This window comes from Hydrogenophaga sp., assembly GCF_028698005.1.
Classification (GTDB): Bacteria; Pseudomonadota; Gammaproteobacteria; order Burkholderiales; family Burkholderiaceae_C; genus Hydrogenophaga.
The window spans coordinates 1-9,986 of sequence record NZ_JAQVEJ010000111.1 but is presented as its reverse complement, the minus strand read 5'-3'; the positions used below and the strand labels follow the sequence as shown (position 1 = coordinate 9,986).

Annotated in this window: 9 protein-coding genes; 6 read left to right on the top strand and 3 right to left on the bottom strand. The window is 68.4% G+C overall.

Going from position 1 to position 9,986, the window contains the following annotated elements; genetic code table 11:
- The 5 genes from PHQ87_RS11240 to PHQ87_RS11220 form a co-directional block, all read left to right on the top strand.
- A partial coding sequence (locus PHQ87_RS11240; protein ID WP_300234140.1) for an acyl-CoA dehydrogenase C-terminal domain-containing protein occupies positions 1 to 876 on the top strand: 876 nt, incomplete at its 5' end.
- A complete protein-coding gene (locus PHQ87_RS11235; protein WP_300234137.1) occupies positions 873 to 1,301 on the top strand; it encodes a DUF2147 domain-containing protein in 429 nt (142 codons plus the stop codon). The genes PHQ87_RS11240 and PHQ87_RS11235, both read left to right, overlap by 4 nt.
- Positions 1,302 to 1,326: 25 nt before the next feature.
- Complete coding sequence (locus PHQ87_RS11230) at positions 1,327 to 3,726, top strand: 3-hydroxyacyl-CoA dehydrogenase/enoyl-CoA hydratase family protein (protein WP_300234135.1); 2,400 nt, start codon at positions 1,327 to 1,329, stop codon at positions 3,724 to 3,726.
- A 9-nt stretch (positions 3,727 to 3,735) separates the two neighbouring features.
- Positions 3,736 to 4,944: an acetyl-CoA C-acyltransferase gene (locus tag PHQ87_RS11225; RefSeq protein ID WP_300234132.1), complete on the top strand. Its 1,209-nt coding sequence runs from the start codon at positions 3,736 to 3,738 to the stop codon at positions 4,942 to 4,944.
- Positions 4,945 to 5,009: 65 nt separating this feature from the next.
- The gene (locus tag PHQ87_RS11220; RefSeq protein ID WP_300234129.1) at positions 5,010 to 5,834 is read left to right on the top strand and encodes a thioesterase family protein; all 825 of its coding nucleotides are present in this window, start codon (positions 5,010 to 5,012) and stop codon (positions 5,832 to 5,834) included.
- Positions 5,835 to 5,861: 27 nt separating this feature from the next.
- Here PHQ87_RS11220 and PHQ87_RS11215 read toward each other — a convergent pair whose 3' ends face one another.
- Complete coding sequence (locus tag PHQ87_RS11215; RefSeq protein WP_300234127.1) at positions 5,862 to 8,153, bottom strand: patatin-like phospholipase family protein; 2,292 nt, start codon at positions 8,151 to 8,153, stop codon at positions 5,862 to 5,864.
- 234 nt (positions 8,154 to 8,387) lie between these two features.
- Here PHQ87_RS11215 and PHQ87_RS11210 point away from each other — a divergent pair, with 234 nt between their 5' ends.
- Positions 8,388 to 9,152, top strand: coding sequence for an enoyl-CoA hydratase (locus tag PHQ87_RS11210; protein ID WP_300234125.1), 765 nt, complete (start codon positions 8,388 to 8,390; stop codon positions 9,150 to 9,152).
- A gap of 95 nt (positions 9,153 to 9,247) precedes the next feature.
- Here PHQ87_RS11210 and PHQ87_RS11205 read toward each other — a convergent pair whose 3' ends face one another.
- Positions 9,248 to 9,511 carry a GIY-YIG nuclease family protein gene (locus tag PHQ87_RS11205; protein WP_300234123.1) on the bottom strand — a complete coding sequence of 88 codons (264 nt, stop codon included), beginning with the start codon at positions 9,509 to 9,511 and terminating at the stop codon, positions 9,248 to 9,250.
- A gap of 83 nt (positions 9,512 to 9,594) precedes the next feature.
- Positions 9,595 to 9,986 (bottom strand): DUF2239 family protein (locus PHQ87_RS11200; RefSeq protein ID WP_300234121.1); only part of this gene is annotated, 392 nt, incomplete at its 5' end.

Here is a 9,986-nt window from a genome sequence, read left to right as displayed (position 1 = left end):
CTGACCGAAGTGGCCTTCCAGAACGCGCTGGCCTACGCCAAGGACCGCCTGCAGATGCGCAGTCTCTCGGGTGTGAAGGCCAAGGACAAGGAAGCCGACCCCATCATCGTGCACCCCGACGTGCGCAAGATGCTGCTGACGGCCAGGGCCTATGCCGAAGGCGGCCGCGCGCTGCAGGTGTTCAGCACGCTGCTGGTCGACAAGGCCCACCACCACCCCGACGAGAAAGTACGCAAGGAGGCCGACGAACTGGTCGCCCTGCTCACCCCCATCGTCAAGGCCTTCATCACCGACAACGGCCACATCGCGACCAACGCCTGCATGCAGGTCTTCGGCGGCCATGGCTTCATCAAGGAATGGGGCATGGAGCAGTTCGTGCGCGACAACCGCATCAACATGATCTACGAAGGCACGAACACCGTGCAGTCGCTGGACCTGCTGGGCCGCAAGGTGCTGGGCAACCAGGGCGCCACGCTCAAGAAGTTCGGCAAGCTCATCGCCCGTCTGGTGGAAGAGGAAGGCGTCAACGAAAAGATGGCCGAGTTCATCAACCCGATCGCGCAACTGGGCGAACAGATGACCAAGTTCACGATGGAGATCGGCTTCAAGGGCATGCAGAACCCCGACGAGGTCGGCGCGGCCGCGGTGGACTACCTGCGCGTGGCCGGCCATCTGGTGTTCGGCTACCTGTTCGCCCGCATGGCCCAGGTGGCGCTGCGCCAGATCGCTGCCGGCAGCACCGACCCCTTCTACACGGCCAAGCTGCAGACGGCGCGTTTCTACTTCGCCAAACTCTTCCCCGAGACGGCGACGCTGATGCGCACCGCGCGCGCCGGCAGCCGCGTGCTGATGGACACCGACGCGGCACTGGCATGAAGTGCGCCACCCTTGCCGGCCTGATCGCCCTGGGCACCACCCCGGCGTTCGCGCAAGCCACGCCCGAAGGCCTGTGGCGCAACGTCGATGACAAGACGGGCCAGGCCAAGGCCGAAATCCGCATCGCCGCGAACGCCGGCGGCGCCCTCGCCGGCCGCATCGACCAAGTGCTGGTGCCCTCGGATGACCCCCTGTGCAGCGCCTGCACCGACGACCGCCAGGGCCAGCCCAAGCTCGGCCTGGAGATCATCCGCGGCGCCCGCCAGTCGGGCACCGAGGCGCTGTGGGAGGGCCGGATTCTCGATCCCGAGAACGGCAAGGAGTACGCCTTGCGCATGGTGCCGCTGGAAGCGGGCCGCAAGCTGCAGGTGCGCGGCTACATCGGCCCCTTCTACCGCACGCAGGTATGGACACGCGTCGACTGACGCGACCACCAGAAACGGAACACCCATGACATCATTTCAAGTGAAGAAAGTCGCCGTCCTCGGCGCTGGCGTGATGGGCGCGCAGATCGCCGCCCACCTCGTCAACGTGAAGGTGCCAGTCATCCTCTTCGACCTCGCCGCCAAGGAAGGCCCGAAGAACGGCATCGTGACCCGCGCGGTCGACAACCTGAAGAAGCTCAAACCTTCGCCGCTGGGCGTGGCGGCCGACGCCGACCTGATCCGCGCGGCCAACTACGAAGAGCACATGGACCTGCTCAGGGAATGCGACCTCGTGATCGAGGCCATTGCCGAGCGCATGGACTGGAAGCTCGACCTGTACCAGAAGATCGCGCCGTTCGTCGCGCCACATGCCATCGTCGCGTCCAACACCTCGGGCCTGTCGATCACCAAGCTGTCGGAAGCGCTGCCCGAAGCCATCCGCCCGCGCTTTTGCGGCATCCACTTCTTCAACCCGCCGCGCTACATGACGCTGGTGGAGCTGATCGCCACGCCCACCACCGAACCGGCGATCCTCGACCACCTGGAGGTGTTCGTCACCAGCGGCCTGGGCAAGGGCGTGGTGCGCGCCAAGGACACGCCCAACTTCATCGCCAACCGCATCGGCATCGCCGGCATGCTCTCGACGATGAAGGAAGTCGAGAACTACGGCCTGACCTACGACGTGGTGGACGACCTCACCGGCAAACGCCTGGGCCGCGCTTCCAGCGGCACCTTCCGCACCGCCGACGTGGTGGGCCTGGACACCATGGCGCACGTCATCAGGACGCTGCAGGACAACCTGAGCGAAGAGACCGACCCCTTCTATGGCAGTTTCAGCACGCCACCCGTGCTGGCCAAGCTGCTGGAGCTGGGCCACCTCGGCCAGAAGACCAAGGCGGGCTTTTACAAGAAGGTCGGCCGCGACATCCTGCGCTTCGAGCTGGAGAGCGAGGAATACGTGCCCGGCGGCGCCAAGGCCGACGAGGTCTATGGCCGCATGCTCAAGAAGCCGGCCGCCGAGCGCCTGAAGCTGCTGCGCAACAGCGAGGGCCCGCAGGGCCGGTTCCTCTGGGCCATCCTGCGCAACAGCTTCCACTACGCCGCCGTGCACCTGGCCACCATCGCCGAGACCGCGCGCGAGGTGGACCAGGCCATGCGCTGGGGCTTCGGCATGAAGCAGGGCCCGTTCGAGCTGTGGCAGGAAGCGGGCTGGCTGGACGTGGCGAAGATGGTCCAGGAGGACATCGACGCCGGCAAGGCGCTGTGCCAGGCGCCGCTGCCCCAGTGGGTGTTCGAGGGCCCCGTGGCCGAGGCCGGCGGCGTGCACACCGCCCAGGGTTCGTGGAACCCGAGCAAGGGCGTGTTCGAGCCGCGCCGCCAGCTACCGGTGTACGAGCGTCAGCACTTCCCCGAGCTGCTGCTGGGCGAGACGGGTCCGACGTTCGAGACCGCCGGCACCACCATCAGCGAGGACGCCAACCTGCGCACCTGGACGCTGGACGGCGAGGTGCTGATCGCCAGCCTCAAGACCAAGATGCACACGCTCAGCCCCGAGGCCTGCGAGGGTCTGATGGCGGCCATCGAACTGGCCGAGGCCGAGTACCAGGGCCTGGTGATCTGGTCGGGTGACGAGCCCTTCAGCGCCGGCGCCGACCTGCAGGCGCTGCTGCCGGCCTTCATGGCCGTGGGCGTGGCCGCGGTGGAAGACGCCGAAGGCTTCATGCAGCAGATGATGCTGCGCCTGCGCTACGCCAACGTGCCGGTCATCAGCGCCATGCGCGGCCTGGCCCTGGGCGGCGGCTGCGAGCTGGCGGTGCACAGCGCCCGCCGCGTGGCCCACATGGAAACCTATGTCGGCCTGGTCGAGGTCGGCGTCGGCCTGATCCCCGGTGCCGGCGGCCTGACCTACATCGCCCGCCGCGCGGCCGAGAACGCGAGGACCTCCACCGGCAAGGACCTGCTGCCCTTCCTGACCGACGGCTTCACCGCCGCCGCGATGGCCAAGGTGGGCACCAGCGCCATCGAGTCGCGCGCCATCGGCTACCTGCTGGACAGCGACATCATCGTTCCGCACAAGGACGAGGTGCTGTTCGTGGCGCTCAACGAGGCCAAGGCCATGTACCGCGCGGGCTATCGTCCACCGCACAAGCGCCTGTTCCCCGTGGCCGGCCGCGACGGCAAGGCCACCATCATGGGCCAGCTCATCAACATGCGTGACGGCGGCTTCATCAGCCGTCACGACTTCCACATCGCCAGCCTGATCGCCCACGTGGTGACCGGCGGCGACGTCGATCCGGGCACGCTGGTCAGCGAGGAATACCTGATGACGCTGGAGCGCCAGGCCTTCTGCTCGCTGATCGAGCACCCCAAGACACAAGAGCGAATCCTGGGCATGCTGAGCACCGGCAAGCCCCTGCGCAACTGAGGACGCGACATGAGCAAACAGATCCAAGACGCCTATATCGTCGCTGCCACGCGCACACCCATCGGCCGTTCACACAAGGGCTCGTTCCGCCACCTGCGACCGGACGACCTGCTGGCCCATGTGCTGCGCTCAGCCCTGGAAAAAACCCCCGGCCTGGACCCCCAGGCTGTGGAGGACGTCATCTGCGGCTGCGCCATCCCGGAGGCCCAGCAGGGCCTGAACGTGGCCCGCATCGGCGCCATCCTGGCCGGCCTGCCCAACTCCGTGGGCGGCATCACGGTCAACCGCTTCTGCGCCTCGGGCCTGTCGGCCGTGGCCATGGCGGCCGACCGCATCCGCGTCGGTGAGGCCGACGTGATGATCGCCGCCGGTGTGGAGAGCATGAGCATGGTGCCCATGATGGGCAACAGCCCGAGCCTGTCGCCGGCCATCTTCCGCAACACCGACGACATCGACAACTACGGCATCGCCTACGGCATGGGCCTGACGGCCGAGAAGGTCGCGCAGCAGTGGAAGGTCAGCCGGGAGGCGCAGGACGCCTTCGCGCTGCAGTCGCACCAGCGTGCCGTGGCCGCCATGAAGGCCGGCGAGTTCAGCGACGAGATCACGCCGGTGACGGTGCAGGAGCGCCAGGTCGATCTCGAATCGGCCGAGGTGAGCATCACCGAGCGCACCGTGAGCCTGGACGAGGGCGCGCGCCCCGACACCTCGCTCGACGGCCTGGCCAAGCTGCGCACCGTCTTCGCCGCGCGCGGCTCAGTGACGGCCGGCAACAGCTCGCAGACCAGCGACGGCGCCGGCGCCCTGATCCTGGCCAGCGAGGCCGCCGTCAAGCGCTTCGGCCTGACGCCGCTGGCGCGATTCGTCAGCTACGCCAGCAAGGGCGTGCCGCCGCACATCATGGGCATCGGCCCGATCGAGGCCATCCCGGCCGCGCTGCGCCACGCCAACCTCAGGCAGGACGACCTGGACTGGATCGAGCTGAACGAGGCCTTCGCCGCGCAGTCGCTCGCCGTGATGAACACGCTGGGCCTGGACCCCGCCAGGGTCAATCCCATGGGCGGCGCCATCGCGCTGGGCCATCCGCTGGGCGCGACCGGCGCCATCCGCTCGGCCACCGTGGTACACGCCCTGCGCCGCCACCACAAGAAGTACGGCATGGTGACCATGTGCGTGGGCATGGGCCAGGGCGCCGCCGGCATCTTCGAGCGCGTCTGACACTCCCCCCGCGGCGTCGCGTGCAGGACTGCGCGCGGCGCCGGCCGGCGGCACACTCGGGACTCATGAGCACTCATGTCTTTGACCAGGCCATCGCGCTGACCCCGGACGGGGACCACCGCTTCCGCGGCGCCACCTCGCCCGCCTACGCCAACATGGTGGGGCCCTTTGGCGGCATCACCGCCGCCACCGTGCTCAACGCCGTGATGCAGCACCCTTCGCTGCTGGGCGAGCCGCTATCCCTCACCATCAACTATTGCGCGGCGGTGGCCGACGGCGCGTTCACCGTGACCGCGCTGCCCATGCGCACCAACCGCTCCACCCAGCACTGGACCGTGGCTGTCACCCAGCCCGGTGCCGACGGCAGCGAGGACGCCGTGGTGACCGCCACCGTGGTGACGGCCGTGCGCCGCGACACCTGGGGTCTGGACGACGAAACCATGCCCGAGGTGCAGAAGCCGGACCAGGTCCAGCCTGTCCCGATGCCGGAGTTTTCGGCCTGGCTCAAGCGCTACGAGATGCGCCCCATCGAGGGGTCGGTGCCCCCGGTGTGGGATGGCGGCGGCACGCACAGCCGCACGCGCCTGTGGCTGCGCGACGCCGAACCGCGCCAGCTCGACCTGGCCGGCATCACAGGCTACGCCGATGCGTTCTTTCCGCGCGTGTGGCTGCGACGCGCCAGGTTCGTGCCCGCCGGCACCGTGTCCATGACGGTGTACTTCCACGCCGGCGGCGCCGAACTCGCCCGCTGCCCGGTCGGCACCTGGGTACTGGGCCAGGCGCGCGCGCAGGCCTTCCGCAACGGCTTCTTCGACCAGACGGCGCAGCTGTGGAGCGAGAACGGCCGCATCCTGGTGACGACCCACCAGATCGTCTACTACAAGGAATGACCCGAGGCGGGGCGGTGGCGCCCGCGCTCAGGGCCGCCCCAGCAGCAGGTACAGGCCCGTGTGCCCTTTGGGCGCGCGCATCAGCGCCAGATACAACGGCCCGAGCCCGGTATCCGCACCCACGAACACGCTGGTACCCAGACGCAGGTCGCCCAGGCTCACATCCTCGCGCCGGTTCCAGGCATTGCCCACCTCGATCGAGCCGCCCGCGAACACCGCGCGCAGCAGTCCCAGGCCCACGTTCATGTCGGTGCGGCGGTAGTAGGTGAGCCGTCCGAACAGCAGGTAGTTGCCCGAGACCTGCCCCCGGTGGTAACCCGACAAGTGCTGGAAGCCCCCGAGCGCGTATTCGTCGATCGCCCCCAGCGGCACCTTGCTTGCGTGCGCGGCACGCAGGCCCAGGTTCAGCGTGTGGCGCCCCCAGGTGCGCACGCCGGTGACCTGCGTGTCCAGCCGGTTGAACAGCTCGCCGGCCATGCCCTTTTCTTCCAGGCGCCCCACCATCAGTTCGCTGCGGATGCGGTAGCCGTGCAAGGGGAAGTTGGCATAGTCCAGTTGGTCGGAGGTCAGTGCGGCTCGCAAGCCCTGTTCCCACCAACGGCGCGCTCGCAGGTCGATGCCGGAGCCGGCCAGGTCACCGCTGAGCAGCTCGGGCACGGCGCGGCGGAAGCGGCTGACCACACCGATGCGGAACTCGCCGTAGCTGCCCAGCAGGCCCATGGGCCAGCCCACGTCGGCCCCCAACTGCAGCGAGCGGCGCCGCCCCGCGGCCACCTGGCTGCCATCGGTCCCATACATGTCGATGCGCTCCAGGTTCGTGTCGAGGTAGGCCGCCACGAAGGACTCGGCGCGCTTCGTCAGTGGCTGGTAGAACTCCGTGAACAGGCCCGTCTCCTCGCCAAGCTGGATGCGGTTGCGCCATTCGGCGCCGCGCTCGTTGATCCAGTGGCGGTTGTGGCTCATGCGCAGCGTGAACGCGCCCTCGCCGTCGAAATCGGTTTCGAGGTTCAGTCCCAGCTTCAGGTAGTTGGGGCCCCAGCTGTTGTCCTGCACGTTCATCACCAACGTGTCGCCGTCCGCCGGGTCGTGCTCCAGCCGGTAGCTCACGTCGTTGTAGTCGCCCGTGGCCGAGAGCCGCTGCACATCGCCCTCGATGCGCGTGAGGTCGAACGCCGCGCCCGGCCGCGTCTCCATCAGGCTCTGCAGGTAGCCGGTGCGCTCGGGCGGCACGCCCTCGAAGCGCACGGCCGTGATGTGACCGACACCGGCCGAGGCCAGCGCCTGGCGCTCGCCGCGCGCCGCGCGCCAGCGTGCATAGTGCGTGGCCGGCACAGCAAAGCGTGCCAGCGAGCTGCGCACCGACTCGGTGTAGCGCTCGCCCAGCGCCACCAGCTCGGCGGAGCGGTTGAAGTCGGCCGATGACACGTTCACCAGCGGCGGCAGCAGGAGCAGGTCCTCTTTGGTGAGCTGATCGATGCTGCGGCGCACGTTCTGCTCGGTGAGGATGTTGACCATCTGGCTCGTGATGCCCACCAGCGTGCCCAGGGTCTCGCGGCCCGCCAGCGGCGTGCCGATGTTGACCGCGATCACCAGGTCGGCCCCCATGCCCCGCGCCACCTCCACCGGCAGGTTGTCCACCAGGCCGCCGTCGCCCAGGATGCGTCCGTCCACCTCCAGCGGCGAGAACACCCCCGGCACCGACATGCTGGCGCGCAGCGCGGCAGCCAGGTCACCCCGGTCAAGCACCACGGCCTGGCCATTTTCCATGTCCGTGGCCACCGCGCGGAACGGGATCGGCAGGTGGTCGAAATCCGGCAGGTTGCGCATGGGCAGCGTATAACGGCGCAGCAGCATCTCCAGCGAGCGGCTGGGCACCGCACCCGTGGGCAGGCGGAAGTCGCCGTCGCGAAAACCCAGTTGCAGCATGGGGGCGAGCTCGAAGTCCTCCTCCTTGCGCCGCTGCGACAGCATCTGGCGAGGCTCACGCCATTCGAACAGGCCGCCCCAGTTCAACCGTGCGATTTCCTCCTCGAGCTGCACCGGACTCATGCCAGCCGCATACAGGCCGCCGATGATGGCACCCATGGAGGTGCCCACCACCATGTCCACCGGCACCTGCGCGGCTTCCAGCACCTTGAGCACACCCACGTGCGTGAGGCCACGTGCTCCGCCGCCCGACAGTACCAGCGCCACCTTCGGCCGTCCCTCGACGGCAGCGAGCTGGGGCATGGGGGGCGCCAACGCCGAGCCGGTGTTCGCGTGCGCCGTGCCACCTAACAGCATCAGCCAGGCCAGCAACAGCAGGTTCAGTGGGCGCATGAATCGCATCGGATGGCACTCGTGGACAAAAATGTGAACAGGGGCCGCTCACGGTCGGGGCAGCGTGCCCGCAGTGTAGGGCGGCCACGTCCCCGCAGGGCAAAGCCCCCAGTCAAACGCTGTCACCCGCGGCACGGGGCACGGCGCACACCGTGGCCGGTTCGTGGTAACTTGGAACCCTGCCAGTGAGCGGCCGTTCATGCCGTTCCTCCTGAGACTCTACAAGCACCATCCATGAGCGACATCCTCATCCACACCGAAGCCGGCGTCACCACGCTGACCTTCAACCGCTTCGACAAGAAGAACTCCATCACCTCGGTCATGTACGGCACGCTGGCCGACGCGCTGGAATCCGCCGCGGCCGACCCCGCCGTGCGCTGCGTGCTCATCCAGGGCCACGCCACCGTGTTCAGCGCCGGCAACGACATCGGCGACTTCCTCAATCACCCGCCTGCCACACAAGACTCGCCCGTGTTCCGCTTCCTGCGCAGCATCGCGCAGTTTCCCAAGCCATTGTTGGCGGCGGTGTGCGGCCCGGCCGTGGGTGTCGGCACCACCCTGCTGTTCCATTGCGACATGGTGTTTGCCGGCGACAATGCCGCCTTCTCCATGCCCTTCGTGAACCTGGGCCTGTGTCCCGAGGCCGCTTCCAGCCTGCTGGTGCCGCAGATGCTGGGCTACCACCGAGCCGCCGAAGCGCTGCTGCTGGGCGAGCCCTTCATGGCCGAGGCCGCTCTGGAAGTGGGCCTGGTCAACCGCGTGCTACCCCCCACCGAGGCCAACGACTATGCCCAGAGTGTGGCACGCCGGATCGCCGCCAAACCGCTGAGCTCGCTGGTCGAAACCAAGCGCCTGATGAAGAGGCACCACACGCAACAGGTGCTGGACACCATGGCCGAGGAGGGGGCCGTTTTCGGGCGCATGCTGCGCGAGCCCGCCGCGCGCGAGGCCTTCAGCGCCTTCATGGAACGCCGCAAGCCCGATTTCTCCAAGGTCTGACCGACCGCATCACGTCGCTGCCCCATGGGCTCACGCCCCGGGCAGTGACCATCCCTGTGTGGTCGTCCGGATGCCGGCCTGCCAGGCATTCGCGCTCAAGCCGCCAGGCCCTGCAGTTGCCGGTGAATCTGCTCCAACCCCCTGAGCTCCGCCGCATAGTCGAAGTCCGGGTCGTCGCGTTCCTTCACCATTTCCAGAATCTCAAAGCTGAGCGCAGCCTCGCCGCCCCGCTTCCATTCGGCCTGCAGCACGCGGTCCTTGTGGCTACCCATTCGCAGTTCAAAGCGCACGCGGTTCAGGCTTGCATGCACATTCCTGCTGGAGCCGACCAGCACATGACCGCTTTCGCGCGCACGCACGCACGGCGTAGACCCCCATGGCAGGGAAGGCATCGCGCAGTTCACGCACGATGGCCCGCCGGTCCTGTCTCAGGGATGGCATCTCAGTTCTCCTTGTCCTGCCGGTGCGGCGCGGCTTCCAGGGACGTCCCGGCCAGATCCAGCACATAGGCGCGCACATCCGGCGGCCACGAGGCCATCTGTGCCGCCAACCCGCCCTGGTCGCCCGTGAACAGGGCCCGCGACGCCTCCTCGAACCCGGGCAGGTCACCGGCCAGCGCGCTCATGACGTGGTACGCGCGTTCACGGGCCAGGCGCACGCGGTCGCTGTCGCCACTTTGGCGCCTCGCTTCGTGGACGAGCTTGCGCAGGGCGACGGATGCACCGCCCGGTTGCGCCGCCAGCCAGTCCCAGTGCTCGGGCAAGAGCGTCACCTCCCGGGCCACGACCCCCAGCCTGGGACGGCCGCGGCCTCTCGGTGCGGGCGCGGCTGCTG

Excerpts from the sequence above, each read along its gene's own strand:
- PHQ87_RS11230 (WP_300234135.1), top strand. The coding sequence starts at position 1,327 with ATGACATCATTTCAAGTGAAGAAAGTCGCCGTCCTCGGCGCTGGCGTG.
- PHQ87_RS11225 (WP_300234132.1), top strand. The coding sequence starts at position 3,736 with ATGAGCAAACAGATCCAAGACGCCTATATCGTCGCTGCCACGCGCACA.
- PHQ87_RS11220 (WP_300234129.1), top strand. The coding sequence starts at position 5,010 with ATGAGCACTCATGTCTTTGACCAGGCCATCGCGCTGACCCCGGACGGG.
- PHQ87_RS11235 (WP_300234137.1), top strand. The coding sequence starts at position 873 with ATGAAGTGCGCCACCCTTGCCGGCCTGATCGCCCTGGGCACCACCCCG.
- PHQ87_RS11215 (WP_300234127.1), bottom strand. The coding sequence starts at position 8,153 with ATGCGCCCACTGAACCTGCTGTTGCTGGCCTGGCTGATGCTGTTAGGT.
- PHQ87_RS11210 (WP_300234125.1), top strand. The coding sequence starts at position 8,388 with ATGAGCGACATCCTCATCCACACCGAAGCCGGCGTCACCACGCTGACC.